The organism is Nostoc sp. CCY0012 (assembly GCF_963920855.1).
Classification (GTDB): domain Bacteria; phylum Cyanobacteriota; class Cyanobacteriia; order Cyanobacteriales; family Nostocaceae; genus Cyanocohniella.
Map to the genome: position 1 here is coordinate 37180 of NZ_CAWUDM010000019.1, position 20914 is coordinate 58093.

General features: G+C 41.3%; 22 protein-coding genes. 17 read left to right on the forward strand and 5 right to left on the reverse strand.

The window, feature by feature from the left end; all coding sequences use genetic code 11:
* The first annotated feature begins 1 nt into the window (after position 1).
* The 4 genes from ACM0OS_RS07705 to ACM0OS_RS07720 all read left to right on the forward strand — a co-directional run bounded on the left by ACM0OS_RS07705 (position 2) and on the right by ACM0OS_RS07720 (position 4050).
* Positions 2–418 carry an ArsI/CadI family heavy metal resistance metalloenzyme gene (locus tag ACM0OS_RS07705; RefSeq protein WP_414542578.1) on the forward strand — a complete coding sequence of 139 codons (417 nt, stop codon included), beginning with the start codon at positions 2–4 and terminating at the stop codon, positions 416–418.
* A gap of 138 nt (positions 419–556) precedes the next feature.
* Positions 557–1210, forward strand: coding sequence for a DUF6391 domain-containing protein (locus tag ACM0OS_RS07710; RefSeq protein WP_414542579.1), 654 nt, complete (start codon positions 557–559; stop codon positions 1208–1210).
* 20 nt (positions 1211–1230) lie between these two features.
* Complete coding sequence (locus tag ACM0OS_RS07715; RefSeq protein ID WP_414542580.1) at positions 1231–2223, forward strand: glycosyltransferase; 993 nt, start codon at positions 1231–1233, stop codon at positions 2221–2223.
* 498 nt (positions 2224–2721) lie between these two features.
* Complete coding sequence (locus tag ACM0OS_RS07720) at positions 2722–4050, forward strand: serpin family protein (protein WP_414542581.1); 1329 nt, start codon at positions 2722–2724, stop codon at positions 4048–4050.
* Between the two features lie 93 nt (positions 4051–4143).
* Here ACM0OS_RS07720 and ACM0OS_RS07725 read toward each other — a convergent pair whose 3' ends face one another.
* Complete coding sequence (locus ACM0OS_RS07725; protein ID WP_414542582.1) at positions 4144–5301, reverse strand: AI-2E family transporter; 1158 nt, start codon at positions 5299–5301, stop codon at positions 4144–4146.
* Between the two features lie 109 nt (positions 5302–5410).
* On the opposite strand from ACM0OS_RS07725, the gene ACM0OS_RS07730 reads away from it, so the two are divergent.
* On the forward strand, positions 5411–5803 hold the full coding sequence (locus ACM0OS_RS07730; protein WP_414542583.1) for a hypothetical protein: 393 nt from the start codon (positions 5411–5413) through the stop codon (positions 5801–5803).
* Positions 5804–6095: 292 nt separating this feature from the next.
* Positions 6096–7511, forward strand: a complete 1416-nt coding sequence (locus tag ACM0OS_RS07735) for an LCP family protein (protein WP_414542584.1) — start codon at positions 6096–6098, stop codon at positions 7509–7511.
* Between the two features lie 61 nt (positions 7512–7572).
* On the opposite strand, the gene ACM0OS_RS07740 is transcribed toward ACM0OS_RS07735, so the two are convergent.
* Positions 7573–7725 carry a nicotinate phosphoribosyltransferase gene (locus ACM0OS_RS07740; protein WP_414542585.1) on the reverse strand — a complete coding sequence of 51 codons (153 nt, stop codon included), beginning with the start codon at positions 7723–7725 and terminating at the stop codon, positions 7573–7575.
* Positions 7726–8256: 531 nt separating this feature from the next.
* On the opposite strand from ACM0OS_RS07740, the gene ACM0OS_RS07745 reads away from it, so the two are divergent.
* From ACM0OS_RS07745 to ACM0OS_RS07770, 6 genes are all read left to right on the forward strand, one after another.
* Positions 8257–9654 (forward strand): nicotinate phosphoribosyltransferase, encoded by a 1398-nt coding sequence (locus ACM0OS_RS07745; RefSeq protein ID WP_414542586.1) that lies wholly within the window; start codon positions 8257–8259, stop codon positions 9652–9654.
* A gap of 4 nt (positions 9655–9658) precedes the next feature.
* The gene (locus ACM0OS_RS07750; RefSeq protein WP_414542620.1) at positions 9659–10258 is read left to right on the forward strand and encodes a nicotinate-nucleotide adenylyltransferase; all 600 of its coding nucleotides are present in this window, start codon (positions 9659–9661) and stop codon (positions 10256–10258) included.
* Complete coding sequence (locus ACM0OS_RS07755; RefSeq protein ID WP_414542587.1) at positions 10219–10989, forward strand: NUDIX hydrolase; 771 nt, start codon at positions 10219–10221, stop codon at positions 10987–10989. Before ACM0OS_RS07750 ends, ACM0OS_RS07755 begins: the two co-directional genes overlap by 40 nt.
* 26 nt (positions 10990–11015) lie before the next feature.
* Positions 11016–11177: a chorismate mutase gene (locus ACM0OS_RS07760; protein WP_414542588.1), complete on the forward strand. Its 162-nt coding sequence runs from the start codon at positions 11016–11018 to the stop codon at positions 11175–11177.
* Between the two features lie 4 nt (positions 11178–11181).
* Positions 11182–11307 (forward strand): hypothetical protein, encoded by a 126-nt coding sequence (locus ACM0OS_RS07765; protein WP_414542589.1) that lies wholly within the window; start codon positions 11182–11184, stop codon positions 11305–11307.
* Positions 11308–11437: 130 nt separating this feature from the next.
* Entirely contained in the window at positions 11438–13159 is a 1722-nt protein-coding gene (locus tag ACM0OS_RS07770; protein ID WP_414542590.1) for an NAD+ synthase, read from the forward strand.
* Positions 13160–13470: 311 nt separating this feature from the next.
* Here ACM0OS_RS07770 and ACM0OS_RS07775 read toward each other — a convergent pair whose 3' ends face one another.
* A complete protein-coding gene (locus tag ACM0OS_RS07775) occupies positions 13471–14151 on the reverse strand; it encodes a tetratricopeptide repeat protein (RefSeq protein ID WP_414542591.1) in 681 nt (226 codons plus the stop codon).
* 421 nt (positions 14152–14572) lie between these two features.
* On the opposite strand from ACM0OS_RS07775, the gene ACM0OS_RS07780 reads away from it, so the two are divergent.
* On the forward strand, positions 14573–14899 hold the full coding sequence (locus ACM0OS_RS07780; protein WP_414542592.1) for a YbjQ family protein: 327 nt from the start codon (positions 14573–14575) through the stop codon (positions 14897–14899).
* A gap of 350 nt (positions 14900–15249) precedes the next feature.
* Positions 15250–15882 (forward strand): hypothetical protein, encoded by a 633-nt coding sequence (locus ACM0OS_RS07785; RefSeq protein WP_414542593.1) that lies wholly within the window; start codon positions 15250–15252, stop codon positions 15880–15882.
* Positions 15883–15954: 72 nt separating this feature from the next.
* On the opposite strand, the gene ACM0OS_RS07790 is transcribed toward ACM0OS_RS07785, so the two are convergent.
* Together ACM0OS_RS07790 and sufR are read right to left on the reverse strand one after the other, a co-directional pair.
* Positions 15955–16215, reverse strand: coding sequence for a hypothetical protein (locus ACM0OS_RS07790; RefSeq protein WP_414542594.1), 261 nt, complete (start codon positions 16213–16215; stop codon positions 15955–15957).
* Between the two features lie 121 nt (positions 16216–16336).
* Positions 16337–17029, reverse strand: coding sequence for an iron-sulfur cluster biosynthesis transcriptional regulator SufR (gene sufR / locus ACM0OS_RS07795; RefSeq protein ID WP_414542595.1), 693 nt, complete (start codon positions 17027–17029; stop codon positions 16337–16339).
* A gap of 252 nt (positions 17030–17281) precedes the next feature.
* Between sufR and sufB the strand changes: the two genes are divergently transcribed.
* From sufB to sufD, 3 genes are all read left to right on the forward strand, one after another.
* A complete protein-coding gene (gene sufB, locus ACM0OS_RS07800; protein WP_414542596.1) occupies positions 17282–18721 on the forward strand; it encodes a Fe-S cluster assembly protein SufB in 1440 nt (479 codons plus the stop codon).
* A gap of 81 nt (positions 18722–18802) precedes the next feature.
* Entirely contained in the window at positions 18803–19585 is a 783-nt protein-coding gene (gene sufC, locus ACM0OS_RS07805; protein ID WP_414542597.1) for a Fe-S cluster assembly ATPase SufC, read from the forward strand.
* On the forward strand, positions 19585–20910 hold the full coding sequence (sufD, locus tag ACM0OS_RS07810) for a Fe-S cluster assembly protein SufD (RefSeq protein WP_414542598.1): 1326 nt from the start codon (positions 19585–19587) through the stop codon (positions 20908–20910). The genes sufC and sufD overlap by 1 nt, the downstream gene beginning before the upstream one ends.
* Positions 20911–20914: the final 4 nt, after the last annotated feature.

Consider the following 20914-nt stretch of genomic DNA (forward strand, 5'->3'; position numbering starts at 1 on the left):
TATGGCAGTTTTGAAAACTCATGTGGCTTTGAATGTCAATGATATTGAAAAGTCCGTAGCCTTTTATCGCGCAATGTTTGATGTGGAACCTGTCAAATATAAAGCGGACTACGCTAAGTTTGATATTTCTCATCCGGCATTAAACCTGACTCTCAACCGAGGAAGTAATGTCCAGTCTGGTGGTGCATTGTCTCATTTGGGTGTACAAGTTGAAAGTACTCAAGAAGTGCAATCTGCCATACAACGGTTTACAGAGGCAGGGCTAGCATTGTTTACTGAAGACAATACGGACTGTTGTTATGCTGTGCAAGATAAGGTGTGGGTAACAGACCCAGATGGCAACCGTTGGGAAGTTTTTGTAGTAAAAGTTGCGGATACAACACCAAGCCAGAACTTGAAAAAATCCTGTTGTGCTTAACAATATTTAGAGGGGCGGAGCTATACCAGCTGTGACCCCTCACCACTCTCTAACAAAAATTAGCAACAAACTACTACCTCAAGCGCTACATTTGTAAGAAATCTATGTTGCTCCATCAACTTGGAGTAAAGTGTTCTCATGAATACTTCCGCTTCTATGCAAAGTAGCTCGTCTCCCTTTGATTTTTTGAGTTTTGATTTTACAGCACCTCAACCCACACAAGATGCTGATTTACTCAAGCAGCTAGCATTCATCCCTGGGTTGAAAGAAATGATCATGTTGCGACAGGTTCACGCCTTAGAACATGCTACGGTTTGGGTTCTGAGTGAATCCAACAGTGTCCGTACCTCCAAATATCAACCCATTAAGGTTCAAGTAGATAACGAATTACTAGGTGGTTTGTCTACAGAACAAGGATTTTACCTTTATGGAGAAGTGAATATTAGTGATTTGCGACGTGCGGTCATACTAGGCTTAAATCGGTTGGTTAATGGTGAATGGGATTTGGCTGTACATCCCCGTTGTGGCACAAATGTATCAGTGGCTATGCTGTTGACAGCCGGGTTAGCTGTGGGGGTAAATTTGTTGCTGCCATTCCGACCAGTGGAGCAATTGATAGGTTTGGGATTAGCTGCTACTACAGCCGCGGAAATCGCACCAGATTTAGGTTTTATGGCGCAGCGATACCTGACAACGGCCATTCCGTTTAACCTGGCAATTGAAAATATTACATTGACTCGTGACGTTTGGGGACGACAAGGGCATTTTGTCAAGGTAAGCTGGCAAGAGTAAATATTATCAAGAGTGATTGCATGAGAAAGCTTTATTTTTTAGTTCCAGGCACAGATGGTAAATTTGCTTGCGGGGGTCTTTGGGCAGAGTTAAAAACAGTTCATCTGGCTCAGAAGATTTGTAGTGCGGAGGTTGTCACTTACCGTCAAAGGGAAACAGGCAAATTGTTTATCAATGATTTGCTTGCGGAAAAAAATTTAGATGATGTAATTTTTGTGATTAGCTGGGGATTTGATGTAGCTAAACTCGCTAAAAAGCTTAAGCAATACAACGTCGTTTACCATGCCCATAGTGCAGGTTACAACTTCCAGCTACCTGCGAGTGTTCCCATTATTACTGTTAGCCGTAACACAATGGGATATTGGGGGCAAAAGTCTCTTAATTCTCTGATTTATTATTTGCCCAACGAAATTAGTAACGAATTTCAAAATTTGCATCTTCAGCGAAATATTGATGTTTTAGTCCAAGCTCGCAAATCTTCTGAATATTTACTGCAAGAATTGATTCCTGCTTTGCAACAAAAATGTGCTGTGAAATTAGTAGATTCTTATGTAGAGGATTTGCCAGGTTTATTTAATCAAGCCAAAGTTTACCTTTATGACTCTGGTGAATATTGGGCGCAACAGCGCGTGAGTGAAGGTTTTGGTCTACAACCAATGGAAGCTCTTGCTTGTGGTTGTCAGGTATTTTCTAGTATTAATGGTGGTTTGTCAGATTACTTAGATCCAGGATTTAATTGTCATAAAATTACCTGTTATTCTCAAGAGTATGATGTCCAACGTATTCTAAATGTGCTGAAATACTCAGAAAACACTACTTTATCAGAAAACTTTTTTGCCGAGTACCGATCTGAAAATATTATCAAGCGGTTCCAAGTAATTCTGGAGGAATTAAATACATTTTTTGATCACAAAAAGAACTTTCCTCCTAATATCAAGGATTTGACAGCAATTCGGGTGACAAAATTACGTTTGCAGAACCTATCAAAAAAAATAAAACAAAAATTTTTCTAGGAAGTATAATAGATAATGGTCTATACCTTGGAAATTTTGTTTACTAGGTTACTAATAATAAGCAAAAATACCTATCAAACTGTTATGTAATCCGGTGATCTTGCCTGAATCAAAAAGTTGCTATCTATCTGATTTAATGTAAAATGTATAGTAGTTATCATTGTGCAGTAAATTCCTAAATTTTATTTAATTGATTAAATTTACTTATGATTATAAATTAAATAAGATGGGGAATTTTATTAATTGGTACTTTAAAATACATTTAGTTAGAATTTTTCTTTAAAAGCTCCAAATTGTTGCCAACTTAATTAATCTAGCTGCCCCAATTATTAGATGCCATAAGTTATATTTAATTGTCCCTACCAACTCACTGTTACCAAAACTGTAACCGCTTAATATTTGTGTTGTTGTAAATGCAATAGTAAGCAAGTGAAACATGATTTAGCTAGCGTCATTTTTGCGATACAGCTAAATATATTTGGTAAGAGAGGTGGCAGAATGAATAGGCAGAAATTGAGTGGTGTGAAAAACGATTTTCTGCAAAGACGTTACGGTGTGAGTTTAGGAAGACGCTACGTTTTGGCAGCGGCTAGTGTTGTTCTTTTTGGTGTATTAGGGTGTTCCCCGGTCAATAGTAGTACCAATACCCTGACAGAATCTGGATTAGCTCAGTCAGTAACTCCATTGCCTAAAAAAAAACTAATTTCTGATACAAAATTAGTGAATGCTAATAACAAATTTGGCTTCAAACTTTTTTCGGAAATTTTAAAACAGCCTAGTAGAAACAACAACGTTTTTGTTTCACCTTCAAGTGTAGCGATCGCCTTGGCTATGACCTACAATGGTGCGAGTGGTTCCACTCAACAAGCAATGGCTAAAGCGCTGGAATTACAAGGTATGAATCTACCAGAAATTAACTCTGCTTACGCCACATTAAGAGAATTACTGGAAAATCCTGATCCAAATGTGCAACTAACTATTGCTAACTCGCTGTGGGCAAATGAAGATGCTACTTTGCAGCCAAGTTTTATCAAACGCACTCAAGATGTTTACAACGCGAAGGTAACGAATTTAGACTTTCAAGATGCGACATCTCTCAATACTATTAATAATTGGGTGCAAGAGAATACTCGCGGCAAAATTAACAAAATAGTCGAACAAATTGAACCAGATCAGGTGTTGTTTTTGATTAATGCCATATATTTTAAAGGGCAATGGACTAATCAGTTTGATAAGTCACAAACTGCCGAACAGCCCTTTTTCACTTCATCTGGCGTACAGAAACAACATCCGATGATGTCGCAAACCGGCGAATATCGCTACTATGAAAATGACAAGTTTCAGGCGGTAAGTTTACCTTATGGAGAGGATGGTAAAGTCAGTTTTTACATCTTCTTGCCTAAAGAGGAATCTAACCTCAATACCTTTTATCAAAACTTGAATTTTGAGAACTGGGAAAAATGGATGACTAAGTTCCAAAATCGAGATGGATTTATTCGTGTACCCAGATTCAAAACCGACTATGATGTCACACTCAACGATGCGCTGACAGCTTTAGGGATGGCAGAAGCTTTTAGTAATCAAGCTAATTTTTCAGACATGGGTACAAATCTCAAAATTAGTCAGGTTAAGCATAAAACATTTTTGGAAGTCAATGAAGAAGGTACAGAAGCAGCAGCCTCTACATCAGTGGGAATGGTACCCACGGCTTTTAGAGAAAAACCTGAACCTTTCCGCATGATTGTTGACCGGCCCTTTTTCTGTGTTATTCGTGATCATCAAACAGGTAGCATTTTGTTTATGGGTGCAATTACAGATCCACAATGAGAAGCTAGAGAATTTTAGATTTTGACAAAACCAATCAATGGATAATCCATCATCTAAACTTGTTTATTTTGACTTTTGACTTCCCGCTAGGGGTTAGGGTAAGGTTGGTTCGGAAATACTTAAGGAATTATTGACTTCAGGTTTTAGTGATTCTTCTGGTGCTGGTGCAGGTTTCTCTTCAGTTTCGCCATTTAATCCATGAGGACGTAGGGCGGTTAAAGCAGTCTTAATAATTACAGCTGTGGGTACTGCTACAATTACCCCTAAAAGTCCCCCAATTCTTGCTCCTGTAAGCACAGAAATCAGAATCCAAACTGGGTTTAATCCAGTGAAACTACCTAAAATCCGGGGTGCAATCAAGTTTTCTAAAATTTGTTGGACGATGACTGCGGCAATTAAAACTCTAATTCCCATGCCGAAATCTTGCAGTGCTACTAAGGAAGTTGTCAGGGCGATACCCACGGAACCACCAAAGGGTACAAGGGCCATGATGCCGATAGTTAAGCCAAATAACAAACCAAATGGCACCTTCAGCCACAAAAACGTCGGAATCAACGCTGATGCCATACAGGTAGATAAAATCAGTTGGGTGATAAAAAAGTTTTGAAAGCTGAGGCGGACTGTTTGAGAAAAAGGTTTACGAAATCTGGTGGGTAGCCATTCCACTAAGCTTTGCCAAAGTTCACCACCGTGCTGCAAAAGATAAAAAGTCAAAACCATCGTTAACAGAAAATCTAGCAGGCTAGTGAAAGTCACCACGGCGAGATTGAGAACTTGTCCGGCGATCGCTTGTAGTTGTCCCTTGACGCGATCGTTAATTTGCACTACAAGAGCATCAAGGTTAATTGGTAAGTTCAGGGTTTCAGCTTTCTCATTTAACATCATTAACTGAGAACGTCCAGAGTCGATTAACTCTGGCAATCGAGCCACCAATTGTTGGGCTTGAGTCAAAGCTAGGGGAAACAAAGTCACGCCCAAAGCCAATAGCACCGATAAGGCTAACAAAAAGACTAAAATAGCAACTTGTTCTCGCCTAGCACCTTGACGCTCCATCCAACTCACAGGATAGTTAAGCAGAAATGCTAGCACTGAAGCTCCTACTAAAATAACTATCAGAGAGTGGAAATAATGGAAAATTGCCGAAATAGCCCAACCATTGAGAACTAAAAGTGGGGCGAATAAGGCGATCGCCCCAATTCGCGCTATGGGTGTAAGTGTCTGCCACCAGTTGAGTAGCTTGCGTGTCTGCATCTTTAGCCGATTGCGGGATAGAACTGAATAAAAACTTTCTCTACAGCCTATTATCTCTAACTACATCACCGTATTTCATCCCTCTAGTTATAGGATTAGACTTACCCTCATGGAAAATCTTGAACCAATGGACGATTCCCAGTACACTCAAGACGCGGCTACTTCCAAAAAACAATTGTTTTTGTATTTAATTCCAGTAATTGGATTTTTTCCATCCTTGTGGACTCTCTATCGCCGCCAAGGAACACGGGAACAACTGGCTGTGAGTCGTCTGTCTATTACTTTGGCATTTACTTGGCTGTTGGGGTATTTCCTGTTGGCAACAGGGGCAGCAACTTCAGAATTTTTTACATTGCGTATCTTAATCCTCAATAGCTTTCTAACATCTGGTTACTTTTTGGTTAGTGTCTGGCTAATTATTCGACTCATTCAAGGCAAATCTCACCGTGTATCGGGTTTCAGTCAACTTGCTGAACGGGTATTGGGCAAGTATTTGTCTTAATTTATGTCAGCTAGAAAAATGTATTTACGAGTATTTTTACTTAAATTTCACCAAATTACAAATAATCTTCTATTCAGATCTGGTCAAACCGACTTATTGTTGTCATACTGCAATAAATCATTTCCGGATTTGCTTCAAAGCTAGGAGAAATCCTGCTATAAGTGTTGTGGTTAACACCACAGTGAAAAAGTTGGCACAGTTAATTAAGAGTTAACTTTTATAGGTTAATTTTTTTGCATATTAATTAGTCAGAAAATTTACCGAGTTTGATTCAGTAAGTGTGAGGAAGTCTGTGACCAGTCAAAGAACTTCGGCGGAAGAAAACCAGTCAACAAAAGCCCTCAAATTGAAGAAAAGGGCCCGTAATCCTCAATCTGGACGTTGGCTATTGTTCTGGGTAGGAATGGGCGGTATAGCAATGGTGTCAGCAACGGCGGGCGCACTGTTGGCGGTTTCTTTGACCAGTACGCCGTTGCAGCAAGCACAGTTAAGTCCCCAGGATGAGGCAGTTTTTGATAGCGATCGCATCTCTGGAAGTGGGTTGCGATTTTCGGAATTAACTCGTCCTGTCAATCTTTTAGTCATGGGGATGAGTGTACTCCCATCCGATGTTCAAAATGCTCCCCCGGAATTGCAGAATTTAGGCTATGAGCCACAGGTAAACTCTTTTGAAGGGCTATCTGATGTCATGCTGTTGATCAAGTTTGATCCAGCAAACAAAAAAGTAGCCATGCTCTCTATTCCTAGAGATACGCGTACAGAAGTAACTGGCTATGGCGTGAAAAAGCTGAACCATGCCAATATTGATGGCGGGCCAGCTTTAACTGCCAAAAGTGTGAGTAATCTCCTGGGTGGTGTAGGAATTGATCGCTATATCCGCATTAACGTTCTCGGAGTTGGTAAGCTAATTGATGCCTTGGGTGGGGTAACAGTCAATGTACCCAAAGACTTGAAATACCAAGATGATTCCCAGCGCTTGTATATTAATTTAAAGGCAGGTAAACAGCATCTTGACGGTGATAAAGCTCTGCAACTATTGCGCTTTCGTCAGGATGAACTAGGGGACATTGGTCGGGTGCAACGTCAACAAATGGTGATCCGTGCTTTGATGGATCAGACCTTGAACCCGGTCACAGTAGCTCAATTACCCAAAGTTCTCAATGTAGTTAAGGAAAATATCGACACTAACTTAACAGTTGAAGAATTAGTTGCGTTAGTGGGTTTTGGTGTGCGAACCAATCGTTCCAATATGCACATGTTTATGCTACCAGGTCGCTTTAGCCAAAAGGATGAATATATTGCTAGCTATTGGCTACCCAGTGAAACTGGTATTGCTAGAATGATGTCGCAACATTTTGGTTTGGAATTAACTCGTGAACTTCGAGAAATTAATACCCGCTCTTTACGAGTATACATTCAAGACAGCACAGGTAGCGATCGCTCTGACCTCAGACCTTTAATCAAAAGTTTAAACGAATTTGGCTATCGCAATATCCAAATCTCTACACCTTGGCATGAACCTTTAGAGGTAACTAATATTATCGCCCAGCAAGGCGACAGTGATAACGCCGATGCAGTTCGTAATATTTTAGGATTTGGCGAAGTGCGCGTGGAAAGCACTGGTATTCTTGATTCTGATATCACTATCCAGATAGGTAAGGATTGGTTACAGCAACAACAAAATTCTGTCTTTGAGTCGACTTATTGATGAAAAACAGAAAGGCGTGAGATTTTTCCCACGCCTTGATATTAGATTTGATAGTCATGATTTACCAACTGTGGGCTGTGCCTCGTTTATAAGGTTTCCCCGTAAATGGTTGTACCCCAATTATCGGATAGGCATCATCGGTAGGCCCGAAAATCCGCATTACTGCTTCAGAAATATATTGAGTGATCCTATCAAGCATTCTGGAAATAGCCATATCTAGGACTCCTATTTTTGAGTCGAGTGATTGTTAATTTATCTACTCTAGTGCTGATATTCTGGTTTGGGATTAATTCGCAATATATCGAAAATATCTGCAATCAAGTGTCAAGTATCTTTGCAATACTTTAGTCTAATTGAAGTATAACTTGTATCTTAATATCTAAAATTATCACAAAATAATAACTGTTGATTCCTGATTCAAGAATACCAGGACTTACGTAACCAACCACGTATTTTCGTCATTGCGACCGTAGAGAAGCAATCTCAAAGCCTTGATTTTCGTAGCGAGTGCGTAAGTCCTAAATACTTTGATATTTATTTTTCTCTCCCCAGCAAGAGTTTTTTGTCCTCTAATATTATTAAAATTAACTATTAACATATATTAATTAATTTACTTTTTTAGGATTAAAATCTGCTTCTTGGGCTGTATAACCCCGTTAACAGACTTTGCTGGTTTTATAGTTGACATTATTTATGGTAAATCTTACCATAATAAAAAGAAGCATTCTTGTAAGGAAGCTCTTGCATGACAATTTTTCCAGACTTGGACAGCACAGAGAAACAAGAACTTACCCTGTGTGCAGCTGATTACAGCCTACTCACTGACCTTTACCAGCTGACAATGGCAGCTTGTTATACAGGTGAAGGTGTAGAACAACGACGGGCCTGCTTTGAATTATTTGTGCGAAAGTTGCCAGAAAATTTTGGCTACCTAATAGCTATGGGACTGGCGCAGGTACTGGAATATTTACAAAATTTTCGCTTTAGTTCCTCTCAGATACAAGCTTTACAGGCTACGGGAATTTTTACTCATGCAAAAGAAAGCTTTTGGTCATTGTTAGCTGAGGGATGTTTCACGGGCGATGTTTGGGCAGTACCGGAAGGAACAGCCGTATTTGCTAATGAACCATTGTTACGGGTAGAAGCACCTTTATGGCAAGCACAGTTAGTGGAAACTTATTTACTCAATACCATTAACTATCAAACTTTAATTGCCACCAGAGCCGCACGTCTGCGGGATATTGCGGGGGAAGAAGCACCACTTTTGGAATTTGGCACTAGGCGGGCATTTAGTCCCCAAGCATCTTTATGGGCGGCGCGGGCTGCTTTGGCTGGGGGTTTAGATTCTACGTCCAATGTGTTAGCGGCGTTACAACTGGGTGAACAGCCAAGTGGTACGATGGCTCACGCTTTAGTTATGGCACTGTCAGCAATGGCAGGTAGTGAAGAGCAGGCTTTTAGTGCTTTTCATCGCTATTTTCCGGGTGCGCCATTGTTAATTGATACTTACGATACCATCGCTGCTGCCCAGCAGTTAGCGGCAAAAGTCAAGGCTGGAGAAATGGAATTAACTGGTGTGAGGTTAGATTCTGGGGATTTGGTTACTTTATCAAAACAAGTGCGATCGCTCCTACCTGATGTGTCAATTTTTGCTAGTGGTGATTTAGATGAGTGGGAAATTGCCAGACTCAAGGCTGCGGGTGCAGAAATTGATGGTTATGGGTTGGGAACACGATTAGTTACAGGTGCGCCTGTCAATGGAGTCTATAAACTCGTGGAAATTGATGGGATCCCGGTGATGAAAAAGTCTAGCGGTAAGGCGACTTATCCCGGACGCAAGCAAATTTTACGACCGCTTACAGGAGGTAAGGTATCAAAGGACACTTTGGCGTTGGTGGATGAAGGTAATATCTCAGGAGAACCTTTGTTGCAGTTAGTGGTGAAGGCGGGTGAACGGGTGCAACCAACTGCAAGTTTACAGGAAATTCGCCAACGGACTGCGGCCTCTGTGGCTAGTTTGCCTGAGGAGGTACGGCGTTTGCAGAATCCTGGGATGATGTCGGTGGAGATTTCGGCTGGGTTGCAAAGGTTGACGGAAGAGACGGAGAAACAAACCGCAAAGGAAGCAAAGGGCGCGAAGTAAGATGATGAGAATTGCTTTGTTTGGGACTAGTGCTGATCCACCAACTGCTGGACATCAAAAGATTCTGAGGTGGTTATCTGAGTGTTATGATTGGGTGGCTGTTTGGGCGGCTGATAATCCGTTTAAGTCGCATCAAACGCCTTTGGCACATCGGGCAACTATGCTGCGATTGTTGATTACGGATATCGATACGCCACGGCAGAATATTGCTTTAGAACAGGATTTGAGTAGCTTCAGAACACTGGAAACAGTGGAAAAGGCAAAATTCCGTTGGGGTGAGGATACTGACTTTACTTTGGTGATTGGTTCGGATTTGTTAAATCAATTGCCGCGCTGGTATCGTATTGAAGATTTGTTACAGCAGGTGCAGCTGTTAATTGTGCCACGACCGGGATATGCCATAGATCAGTCTAGCTTGGAGGCAGTGCAAAATCTGGGTGGTCAAGTTGCGATCGCTAGCTTAACAGGTATAGACGTGTCCTCCACAGCATATCGTGAACATGGAGATACTGAAGCTCTTACTCCCCCCATTGTCGCTTATATTCATCAAGAGCATTTGTACAAATGCCAGGACGCAACCACAAAAAGATACCAACTCCGCTAAATCAACAACCTTGTTTCGACTCCACTCAACAACCTTTGGCCGATTTCAAGGTTGGTGTTGATAATGTAATTTTTTCTGTAGATACTGCTCAAAATCGGCTGCTAGTGCTTTTAGTCATGCGACAGCAGGAACCATTTGTCAATTCTTGGAGTCTTCCCGGTACTTTGGTACGTCAAGGGGAGTCTTTAGAAGATGCTGCCTATCGCATTATGGCGGAGAAAATCAGGGTTAATAATCTTTATTTAGAGCAGTTATATACCTTTGGGGGCCCTCATCGTGACCCACGGGAAGCTACTGATAGTTATGGTGTACGTTATCTATCAGTTAGTTATTTTGCGCTGGTGAGGTTTGAAGAAGCAGAATTAATTGCTGATAAAGTCGCTGGGATTGCTTGGTATCCAGTCAAGCAAGTACCCCAATTAGCTTTTGATCATAATGAAGTTTTGGCTTATGGACACAGGCGGTTGCGAAATAAATTGGAATATAGCCCAGTAGCTTTTGATGTTTTGCCGGCCATGTTTACGTTGAATGATTTGTATCAGTTATACACCACAATTTTAGGGGATAATTTTGCCGATTATTCTAACTTTCGGGCCCGGTTACTCAAATTAGGGTTTTTATCTGATACCGGAATTAAAGTATCCCGGGGTGCTGGTCGTCCAGCTAGTTTATATAAGTTTGATGCTGAGGCTTTTGCACCCTTCAAAGACAAACCTTTAGTTTTTATTTAACTACCAAAATCTCAGGCAATACATTTATGAAAGCAGCAAAAGAATGTGCGAACATCCAGGAAATTCGTAAAGAAATTGATACAATTGATCATCAGATTATTACTGCTTTTGGTAACCGCTTTGAATACGTGAAAGCAGCAGCAAATTTCAAAAATAACGAAGAAAGTGTAAGCCCCAGAAAGGTTTAATGCTATGTTACAGCAAAGAAGACTTTGGGCTGAAGCAGCGGGTTTAAATCCCGACGTCATTGAAAATTTATATCGAGATTTGGTCAGTTATTTTATTGATGAAGAATTGAAAAATTGGCAATCTCATTAAGTAACATAGAAACTAATAAATAGAAACAGGGAACCCATTACTTGCATCAGTTATCGGTCAATTTATTGACTGCTGTTGACCACTAAAAGCTCAATTATTTTTTTGTACAATCCAACATCCCACATCCACAATGAAAATTGCCATCGCTCAACTAAATCCCACAATTGGTGATTTGCCTGGAAATGCTCAAAAAATTCTGGAAGCAGCGCAACAAGCAGCAGCCACAGGTGCGCGTTTATTATTAACACCAGAACTGTCTTTGTGTGGCTATCCTCCAAGGGATTTATTATTAAATCCTAGTTTTGTGGTGGCGATGGGTAAGACATTGCAACAGCTAGCCCAAGATTTACCGCCTAATTTAGCTGTGTTGGTAGGAACTGTTTCTCAAAATTTAAAAGCGCATACTACAGGCGGCAAAAGTTTATTTAATAGCATCGCTTTGTTAGAAAAAGGTAAAATCAAGCAAGTCTTTCATAAGCGCCTGTTACCTACTTATGATGTCTTTGATGAAAATCGCTATTTTGAATCAGGATTACAAGCTAGTTATTTCACTCTAGATGAAATTGATATTGGTGTTACTATTTGCGAAGATTTGTGGAATGATGAAGAGTTTTTAGGTAAACGCAGTTATGCGGTAAATCCCATTGCTGACTTAGCAATTCTCCGGGTGGATGTAATTGTCAATTTGTCTGCCTCACCTTACAGCGTGGGTAAGCAGGACTATCGGGAATCGATGCTGAAGCATAGCGCGGTACGTTTTCAACAACCGATGATTTATGCTAACCAAGTAGGAGGCAATGACGATTTAATTTTTGATGGTCGCAGTTTTGCCTTGAATCGTCAAGGTGAAATTATGTGTCGGGCCCGTGGTTTTGTCAGCGATTTAGTCACACTTGAATTTGACGCAGCGCAGCGAGATTTACAGTTAAGTTCTGTCGCCCCTGTATATGAGTCAGCAGAAGAGGAAATTTGGCAAGCTTTAGTTTTGGGAGTCCAAGACTATGCCCGCAAATGTCGGTTTTCTCAAGTTGTCCTGGGTTTAAGTGGAGGAATTGATTCGGCATTGGTAGCAGCGATCGCAACTGCTGCCCTTGGTAAAGAAAATGTCCTCGGTGTATTGATGCCTTCTCCTTATAGTTCCGAACATTCTGTTAGTGATGCTTTGGCATTAGCCGAAAATTTGGGTATCGAAACCAAGCTATTGAAGATTGGGGAGTTAATGCAAGGATTCGATCACACCTTAGCCGAAATGTTTGCTGGTACTGAGTTTGGCATTGCCGAAGAAAATATCCAGTCCCGGATTCGCGGTAACTTATTGATGGCGATCGCAAATAAATTCGGATATCTATTGTTATCTACAGGTAACAAGTCAGAAATGGCAGTGGGTTACTGCACCCTTTACGGTGACATGAACGGTGGTTTGGCAGTCATTGCCGATGTGCCGAAAACTCGTGTTTATTCACTGTGTGATTGGTTAAATCGCCACAACGAAATCATTCCCCAAAATATCCTAACTAAAGCACCCAGTGCTGAACTTAAACCAGGTCAAGTAGATCAAGATTCTCTACCCTCCTACGATATTTTAGACGACATCTTGCAACGCTTAATTCACAACCACCAATCAGCATCACAAATTGTCGCCGCAGGACATGATCCGGTAATTGTCAACCGAGTAATCCAAATGGTGGCCAGGGCAGAATTTAAGCGGCGACAAGCACCCCCTGGATTAAAAATTACCGATCGTGCCTTTGGTACTGGTTGGCGAATGCCAATTGCTAGTAACTGGGCTGGTGTGACAAATGCTTTTCCAAGTAAAAATCTTTCTACTCCCAGTTTAGGAACTGCCAAATAAAAAACATTCCTAGTTTTCTTGGGGGATGGGTGTCTCCACCCGTCCCATGATTAATTAATAGTGTTGACGTCTAATTGACATCAATGGCAAATTTTCATTATTATGTGCAACTCCTTGAGCTGTATGGAAAAAACTGCATTCTATTCACGGTGAAGATTTAGTGATGAAGCAATTAGGTGTTACAAAAGCAGGAGATGATAGCGCACGGGACTGAGAATATGAGTTTTTCCCCGCTTCTAAACCAGTAAGTAATGGTATGTGTCTGGGACTGACTACAATCTAAAATGGTAGAAACAGATGCTAAATAAATATCAACCTCCTAATTCTCGCAACATACCTTCTACTCTGTTGACGCCATTGTAGTCATTCCGCCGTTGGTACAAGTTACGCGCTTGTCTGAGTAAGTCGCTGGCTCGTGAGGTTTGTTGTCGCTGTTTATACATTGCAGCCATAAACTCATAGGTCTGGGCATTATTTGGATCAAGTTTAATAGCTTCTTCATATGCCCAATTAGCGGCTGTAAAGTCTCCCATCCGAGCTTGGGTAATACCTAATCCCAAATAGGCATTCAAGTTATTGCGGTTGAGTTGGATGGCACGACGGTAAGCTTCTTTGGCCCCATTGGTATCACCCAAATTACCTTTGACATAACCCACAGCATAGTAAAAATCACTGTTATTACCGTCAATAGCGATCGCCCGACGATAAGCAGCCAGTGCTGGTTGGAAATTCCCTTGTTGGGCGTGGAGGTAGCCAATACCCGAATGGACTCTAGCATTCTTTGGCTCGATGCTAGCTGCTCGCTCATAAATAGCGATCGCCCCATTATAGTCGTTAGCTTCTACAAGCCTCTTGCCTTCCTCGAAAAGCCGTTTCAGTTCTGGGTTAGTCGTTTGTGCCATTAGTACCTGAGCCTGAACCGCTGAGGGGATGGTAATGGTACAAAATCCTAATGACAGAAGGCCAACTATAAGTGATATGCGTTTGTACACCGTAAATTTCCTGAAATTCTAGAGGACTTTTTTTTGTACATTAAAACAAAAATATTCACTTTTGAAAACTGTATTTATTCACCTTCATAAAATATTAATAAATTGTCAAGCTAGATCCTTTTTTCCAGCACAAAACGTCCTGAGTTTATACTGAATCAGGAATTGGCTATCATTTATAAGTACTCAGTATATTACGGAGTCCCAGAAATTAAATTATCCAATTTACTGGGATGCAAGGTTGTCTTTCTCCCCCCTGCTCCCCTGCTTACCCAGGAATTAGACATTTATTTAGTTGGAAGTCCCTTACGCAGAACAGTTGGGGAGGTGGGGATATGAGGAAGATGAGAGAATCAAGAAGAAGTTTCCCTGTTTCCTTTTAATCATGACTAATGACTAAATTTACCATTTACAGGACTAATTAATGATTGTAACTACGACTGATGTGATTCAAGGTGCTGTAATTGAATCATATTTAGGTATTGTCACAGCAGAAGTCGTCTACGGCAGTAATTTTATCCGAGATTTTTTTGCCAGCATTCGTGATGTTATCGGTGGACGTACTGCTAGCTACGAGCGTTTATTTGAGGAGGGTCAACAGAAGGCCATAGAAGAATTAAAACAACGGGCGCAGCGTTTAGGTGCAGATGCCGTCATTGGCATTGAATTTGATACGGGTACCATCAATGTTGATCAGTCGGGAGTTTTGTTACTGATTACTGCCACGGGTACCGCTGTAAAAATGCGTTAAATTTTGGGTTTTGTCTGGCTTGTGGCTAATGGGTATACTCATTAGCCATAAATAAAAGTTCCTCTAGCAAGTATGCAAAATAATTGAGATGTAATAAAAGACGTTTTAAATATATCTAAAATATATATTAAAATCAAATAGTCATTCAAAAAAATCAGACATAAAGAATCAATAAAGTATATTAAAAAATATAAATAAATTTCGCTTTATTCTTACTCAAGATAGATTATCTAATTCCTTCTATTGATAGATATTAAAAATAATTTATAGCCGTTTAATGTTTTTAAAGAGAGCTATTTTAAGTATACCTAAGCAAAACTTTGCTGAAGCAGCAATGGAGAACATAGTCTATGTCATACGTAAATCGCGTAAATGATGATGTTATTGATGAGCCTGGAGTAGCAGGGAGAGTAGCTGAATATCATGATCGTGTCCGTTGGGGTCCAATAATTGCTGGTGTGTTAGTTGCTTTAGCTACACAATTAATCTTGAGTTCTTTGTTTGGTGCAATTGGGGCAGGTAGTATTGCCGATTCAGGAGCGCCTAGAACTATAACTCCTGATGTTGCTGGTAATGTAGGCATTTGGTCAACTGTCGCTTTATTGATTTCTTTATTCGTTGGCGGTTGGGTAACAGCCCGTGCTTGTGGGCCAATGAATCGCAATACAGCGCTTCTCAATGGCGCAATTCTTTGGGCAACTACCTTAGCACTAAGTGCGTGGTTATTAGCGAGTGGCGTGACTGGCACATTTGGTGTTGCTGCGGCTAATGCAGGAGAAATTATTAATCAAGTACAACAACAACCTGGTGTAACTCCTGGAACACAAACGGAAGTAACTGCACAGCAAGCTCGTGATATTGCTGCTGCAACTTCTAGAGCTTTGTGGAGTTTTGTTATTGGTTCATTATTGGGTTTAGCGGCTTCGCTAATAGGTGCAGTTGTCGGTACACGCAGCCCTAGATCTCATGCTTACAGAGCATAAAAAGTAATAGTTAAGAACTAATAATTAATCAAGCACCTATTTTCCAGGTGCTTTTTATTGATGAATGATAAATCACCATTTGAGATAAGAAGCTTCAATTCCTTGTTCACGCTTGGTCTTGGCATCTTTTTCAAACCAAGTAATTAGTTGCTGTGTGGTTAAATCTTCCATAGCAACACCATACTCTTGAGCAATATACTTGAGTAGCTTGAGGGATGAAATTGTTAATCTTGTTAAAAACTTTTCTGAGGATGACAACAAAGCAGCATCTACTTTGGCTGACTCTTCTAGGGTGAGAAACTGTGTGGAAGGTTGCTGTGGTTGTGTCTCCATAAATTTATTTTTTAAATTAGTTATTAAATGTTGAGTCATGAACAATAGGTAATTACCAATTAGTAAAAGCTTTTACTACTAAGCTATGACCCATGATCTACACTGGATGTGAAAACAAAATTTATTCATCAGCCTGTACTTTACGTGCTTGCACCAAATAGCCGCAACGATGTTCACCATTGATAATCCAATGAGTACGTTCTACCTGACAATCGGGGAGAACAGCGGCAAACATTTCTAATTCATGACCACAAATGCTGGGAAAAGACTCAGCGACGTTGGAAATCGCACAGTTATGTTCCATAAAGATGAAGCTATCCTGTGGGGAAGATGTATCTGATTCTACAGAGTGATACTCTGCCATGAAACCTTCAGATTTTCTCAGTTCCACTAAGTTAGCTACACGCTCTTGCAGTGAACCATGACCCAGGCGATCGCGGTATTCTTGAGCTTTCCTTTCCCATTGTTTTTGTAAAATTGTGCTGACTTGTTCGCGTCCTACGGTTTCCGCTAGGGTATCCAGCAGCGAAACAGCAAATTCGCCGTAGCGATCGCTTTGATGATTATTGATTTTTCTGTACAGGCGATCGCGTCCTTGACGACTTAATTGATATATGTGCTGGGGTCGTCCCATCCCCGTTTGTACAGATGAATATACAACTAGCTCTTCCGTCTCCAAATCTTTGAGATGACGACGAATCGCTTGGGGACTAACATCTAAAACTTCGGCCAACTCCAAAGCAGTTGCTTGTGAGCGTTTCAGCAGATACTCCAAAATATCTTGCTTGGTTGAGGACTGGTGGGTAATCGCCATCTTCTTGACAAGACGCTTCGCGAACGTCCCAAAATTTTTTGAGAAAATTTGACTTTAACAACATTGTTGTTGTTAATTTAGCGTAAAATGAAAATAAATTAAACAACAGTCGTGTTGTTTTACTCTTAACTTATATATTAACAGCCATTCAACCACTCGTAACGCGAGCAAGGAATTGGCTAGGCCCCAGCCCGTCTTCCATCCTTAAAGAGATTTCGAGATTTCAGTTCTGAACACGAGAGACTAATACCGATGAGTGCCACTGTCAAAACCTTAGTCAACCAACCCTACAAGTACGGCTTTATCACCGATATCGAAGCCGACACTATTCCGCGTGGACTAAACGAGGACGTGATCCGCTTGATCTCCGCCAAGAAGAACGAGCCGCAGTTCATGTTGGATTTCCGCCTCAGGGCTTATCGCCAGTGGCAAAAAATGACGGAACCAACTTGGCCTAGTGTCAAGTATCCGTCCATAGATTATCAGAATATTATCTACTATTCCGCGCCTAAGAAAAAGAAAGCAAAACTCAACAGTTTGGATGAAGTAGATCCCACTCTCTTAGAAACCTTCGAGAAGCTAGGCATTTCCCTGTCTGAACAAAAGCGACTAGCCAACGTCGCCGTCGATGCAATTTTCGATAGCGTTTCCGTGGCTACGACATTTAAGGACAAGCTAGCCGAAGATGGAGTCATCTTCTGTTCAATTTCCGAAGCATTGCAAGAACATCCAGAACTTGTCAAGAAATACCTGGGTAGCGTCGTTCCCGCAGCCGATAATTACTTTGCGGCTTTGAATGCGGCTGTCTTCAGCGATGGTTCTTTCGTTTATATTCCCAAGGGTGTGAAATGCCCAATGGAATTATCTACCTACTTCCGCATCAACTCCGGTGATACAGGACAGTTTGAACGGACTTTGATTGTCGCTGAAGAAGGTAGCTATGTTTCTTATCTAGAAGGTTGCACTGCGCCGATGTATGACAGCAACCAACTACACGCGGCTGTGGTAGAACTTGTGGCGCTGGATAATGCGGAAATTAAATATTCCACCGTGCAGAACTGGTACGCCGGCGATGAAAAAGGCAAAGGCGGGATTTACAACTTTGTCACCAAGCGCGGTTTGTGTCAGGGTGTAAATTCCAAAATTTCCTGGACTCAAGTAGAAACCGGTTCAGCCATTACTTGGAAATATCCTAGTTGTGTATTGGTGGGTGATAACTCTGTAGGTGAATTTTACTCGGTGGCGCTGACAAATAATATGCAGCAAGCTGATACGGGTACGAAGATGATTCACGTAGGTAATAACACTCGCAGCACCATTATTTCTAAGGGGATATCAGCGGGTAACTCTAGCAATAGCTATCGGGGTTTGGTGAAAGTTAATCCCAACGCTAAGGGTGCGAGAAATTATTCTCAATGTGACTCGATGCTAATTGGGGATAATGCCCATGCGAATACTTTCCCTTATATTCAAGTGCAGAATAATACTGCAAGAGTGGAGCATGAAGCTTCTACTTCTAAGATTGGAGAAGATCAGCTATTCTTCTTTGCTCAACGAGGTATTTCGTCGGAGGACGCTATTTCCATGATGATTAGCGGTTTCTGCAAAGATGTATTTAATCAGCTACCGATGGAATTTGCGGTAGAAGCTGATAAATTATTGAGTCTGAAGTTAGAAGGTAGCGTTGGGTAATGCTTGTAGTAAGCACTTCAGTGCTTTCAAAAAGGCGCTTTAGCGCCTACTACAAACCAAATAAAGAAGAGAAGAGAGAACATGATTATTGAAAATAGTGAAGTTGTGCTGTCAGTTAAAAATTTGACGGCTAATGTTGATGGGACTCCGATTCTTAAGGGTTTGAATCTGGAGATACGCGCTGGTGAAATTCATGCCATTATGGGGCCAAATGGTTCTGGTAAGAGTACTTTTTCTAAGGTATTAACAGGACATCCCGCCTATGAAGTGACTGGTGGGGAAGTAATTTTCCAAGGACAGAATCTGTTGGAAATGGAGCCTGAGGAACGCGCAAGATTAGGTGTGTTTTTGGCTTTTCAATATCCATTAGAAATTCCGGGTGTAAGTAATTTAGATTTCTTGCGAGTGGCGTACAATTCTCGCCGTAAAGCTCAGGGTTTAGAAGAATTAGACGCTTTTGATTTTGATGATTTAATTGAAGAAAAGTTGGATGTGGTAAAAATGAATCCGGCTTTTCTCAATAGAAGTTTGAATGAAGGTTTCTCTGGTGGTGAGAAGAAGCGGAATGAAATTTTGCAAATGGCTTTGTTAGAGCCAAAGTTGGCAATTCTGGATGAAACTGATTCGGGTTTGGATATTGATGCGCTGAAGATTGTGGCTAATGGCGTTAATCAATTAACTAGTCCGGAAAATGCCACGATTATGATTACTCACTACCAACGGTTACTTAATTATATTGTGCCGGATTTTGTCCATGTGATGGCAAATGGTCGCATTCTCACCAGTGGCGGTAAGGAATTAGCACTGGAATTAGAGTCTCGCGGTTATGACTGGGTGCTGGAAGCTGCTGAGGTGGGTGTGTAATGACGATGCAAGTTTCTCCTTCAGTTGCTAGTTTGGTGGATAGAGATGCTTTTTTGACTGGGTTGTTACAGGAAGTGACTCCAGCGAAAGGCGAGGATTGGTTACAGGAATTACGCCAAGGTGCGGCTCATTGGGTGCGTCATGCGGTGATTCCCAATACTCGTGATGAGGAATGGCGGTTTACTGATTTGTCGGCGCTGCGTCAGGTGCAATTTCGGGTTGATAGGGAATTAACTGCTGTTGATATTTCAGGGTTGATTTTACCTGAGGCTGTTAACCGTTTGGTGTTTGTGAATGGTGTTTATGCGCCAGAGTTATCGGCTGTTGCAGGTTTACCGACTGGGGTGACTGTCAGTAATTTGGCTGGGTTGTCTGAGTCGGAGAATATTAGGAAGTATTTGGCTCAGTCTGAGGTTTCTCAGGAGGTTTTTACTGCTCTGAATACTGCTGGGATGACTGATGCAGCGGTGGTGTTGGTGGCGAAAAATGTGGTTGTTGAGTCACCAATTCATTTGCTGTTTGTTTCGGTGGTGGGTGAGGATGCTGTGATTTCCCAGCCGCGTTGTTTGGTGGTGGCGGAAACTGGTAGCAGTATTGGTTTTGTGGAAGATTATGTCACTACTCCAGAAACAGAGGGGGTTTATTTCACCAATACAGTTACGGAAATTTGGGTTGGTGAAAATGCCGAAGTAACTCACACGAGGATTGAGCGTGATGGTTTAGAGGCTTTTCATATTGGGAAGACGGCTGTAACTCAAGCTCGTGATAGTCGCTATACTTGTCATGCTTTTAGTTGTGGTGGGAAGTTATCACGCCATAATTTAGAGATTTTCCAGACTGGTGAACAAACCCAAACTACTCTTAATGGGTTGACGATGATTTCTGGTAAGCAGTTAGCTGATACTCACAGTGCGATCGCACTGAATCATCCTCATGGTAGTAGTAAACAATTGCATAAATGTATCGTCGGCGATCGCGCTCATGCGGTGTTCAATGGTAAGGTTTTTGTGCCAAAGCCAGCACAGTTAACGGATGCAGGCCAATTAAATCGCAATTTACTACTGTCACCGAAGGCGAGGGTTGATACTAAACCTCAACTGGAAATTACCGCTGACAATGTGAAATGCGCTCACGGTGCAACTGTCAGTCAATTGGAAGATGATGAAATTTTCTATCTCCAAAGTCGGGGGATTAATGAAACCGATGCACGTAAGTTGTTAATTAACGCCTTTGCTGCGGAAATTATTAACCAAATTCCAGTGGCTTCTTTGCAAGATACCCTGTTAAACACAGTCAACAGTCTCAAGTCTTTGACTAATGACTAATGAC

What these genes read in the sequence shown, in the direction of transcription:
- ACM0OS_RS07755 (WP_414542587.1), top strand. Translation starts at nt 10,219, where the DNA reads ATGCCAGGACGCAACCACAAAAAGATACCAACTCCGCTAAATCAACAA.
- ACM0OS_RS07780 (WP_414542592.1), top strand. Translation starts at nt 14,573, where the DNA reads ATGATTGTAACTACGACTGATGTGATTCAAGGTGCTGTAATTGAATCA.
- ACM0OS_RS07705 (WP_414542578.1), top strand. Translation starts at nt 2, where the DNA reads ATGGCAGTTTTGAAAACTCATGTGGCTTTGAATGTCAATGATATTGAA.
- sufC (WP_414542597.1), top strand. Translation starts at nt 18,803, where the DNA reads ATGATTATTGAAAATAGTGAAGTTGTGCTGTCAGTTAAAAATTTGACG.
- ACM0OS_RS07740 (WP_414542585.1), bottom strand. Translation starts at nt 7,725, where the DNA reads ATGGCTATTTCCAGAATGCTTGATAGGATCACTCAATATATTTCTGAA.
- sufR (WP_414542595.1), bottom strand. Translation starts at nt 17,029, where the DNA reads ATGGCGATTACCCACCAGTCCTCAACCAAGCAAGATATTTTGGAGTAT.
- ACM0OS_RS07725 (WP_414542582.1), bottom strand. Translation starts at nt 5,301, where the DNA reads ATGCAGACACGCAAGCTACTCAACTGGTGGCAGACACTTACACCCATA.
- ACM0OS_RS07715 (WP_414542580.1), top strand. Translation starts at nt 1,231, where the DNA reads ATGAGAAAGCTTTATTTTTTAGTTCCAGGCACAGATGGTAAATTTGCT.
- ACM0OS_RS07710 (WP_414542579.1), top strand. Translation starts at nt 557, where the DNA reads ATGAATACTTCCGCTTCTATGCAAAGTAGCTCGTCTCCCTTTGATTTT.
- ACM0OS_RS07785 (WP_414542593.1), top strand. Translation starts at nt 15,250, where the DNA reads ATGTCATACGTAAATCGCGTAAATGATGATGTTATTGATGAGCCTGGA.
- ACM0OS_RS07720 (WP_414542581.1), top strand. Translation starts at nt 2,722, where the DNA reads ATGAATAGGCAGAAATTGAGTGGTGTGAAAAACGATTTTCTGCAAAGA.
- ACM0OS_RS07770 (WP_414542590.1), top strand. Translation starts at nt 11,438, where the DNA reads ATGAAAATTGCCATCGCTCAACTAAATCCCACAATTGGTGATTTGCCT.
- sufD (WP_414542598.1), top strand. Translation starts at nt 19,585, where the DNA reads ATGACGATGCAAGTTTCTCCTTCAGTTGCTAGTTTGGTGGATAGAGAT.
- ACM0OS_RS07750 (WP_414542620.1), top strand. Translation starts at nt 9,659, where the DNA reads ATGAGAATTGCTTTGTTTGGGACTAGTGCTGATCCACCAACTGCTGGA.
- ACM0OS_RS07765 (WP_414542589.1), top strand. Translation starts at nt 11,182, where the DNA reads ATGTTACAGCAAAGAAGACTTTGGGCTGAAGCAGCGGGTTTAAATCCC.
- ACM0OS_RS07745 (WP_414542586.1), top strand. Translation starts at nt 8,257, where the DNA reads ATGACAATTTTTCCAGACTTGGACAGCACAGAGAAACAAGAACTTACC.
- ACM0OS_RS07730 (WP_414542583.1), top strand. Translation starts at nt 5,411, where the DNA reads ATGGAAAATCTTGAACCAATGGACGATTCCCAGTACACTCAAGACGCG.
- ACM0OS_RS07760 (WP_414542588.1), top strand. Translation starts at nt 11,016, where the DNA reads ATGAAAGCAGCAAAAGAATGTGCGAACATCCAGGAAATTCGTAAAGAA.
- ACM0OS_RS07790 (WP_414542594.1), bottom strand. Translation starts at nt 16,215, where the DNA reads ATGGAGACACAACCACAGCAACCTTCCACACAGTTTCTCACCCTAGAA.
- sufB (WP_414542596.1), top strand. Translation starts at nt 17,282, where the DNA reads ATGAGTGCCACTGTCAAAACCTTAGTCAACCAACCCTACAAGTACGGC.